This is a genomic window from Nonomuraea sp. WAC 01424, from assembly GCF_003947315.1.
GTDB classification, from domain to species: domain Bacteria; phylum Actinomycetota; class Actinomycetes; order Streptosporangiales; family Streptosporangiaceae; genus Nonomuraea; species Nonomuraea spiralis.
Genome location: NZ_QHHZ01000080.1, coordinates 1 through 516, shown reverse-complemented (window position 1 = coordinate 516; position 516 = coordinate 1). Strand labels below are relative to the sequence as shown.

The window sequence follows — 516 nt, the reverse complement described above, 5'->3', positions numbered from 1 at the left end:
ACGCAGCCTCCCACGTCCTTCATCGGCTCCTGATGCCAAGGCATCCACCGTGTGCCCTAAAAAACTTGGCCACAAAGATGCTCGCGTCCACTATGCAAATCTCAAACAACAAACAGCAACCGCATCCCAACCCGACATGACGTCGAGCTGTTCAGCGGCCCTGTACTGAGGCTCTCACGAGCATTGCTGCCCGTTCCCTCAGGACCCAACAGTGTGTTTCAGACCTGGCCCGAACCCCCGAGAACCTCGTTCCCACTCCTCTTACGAGGCGGTACTTGCGGCCCGGCGACCCGGTCCAGCTGACTAGCCAGTGCTCCACTAATGAGCTGCCGAGCGTGAGACGTTCGCTCACGATCTCGACGTGGACTCTTCTTCTTGCGAACAAGAGCCTGTGCTCCTTAGAAAGGAGGTGATCCAGCCGCACCTTCCGGTACGGCTACCTTGTTACGACTTCGTCCCAATCGCCAGCCCCACCTTCGACCGCTCCCCCCCTTACGGGTTGGGCCACGGGCTTCG

Annotated in this window: 1 rRNA gene; it reads right to left on the bottom strand. The window is 59.5% G+C overall.

The window, feature by feature from the left end:
- Positions 1 to 402: 402 nt before the first annotated feature.
- Positions 403 to 516 (bottom strand): 16S ribosomal RNA (locus DMB42_RS52820); the annotation flags it as partial.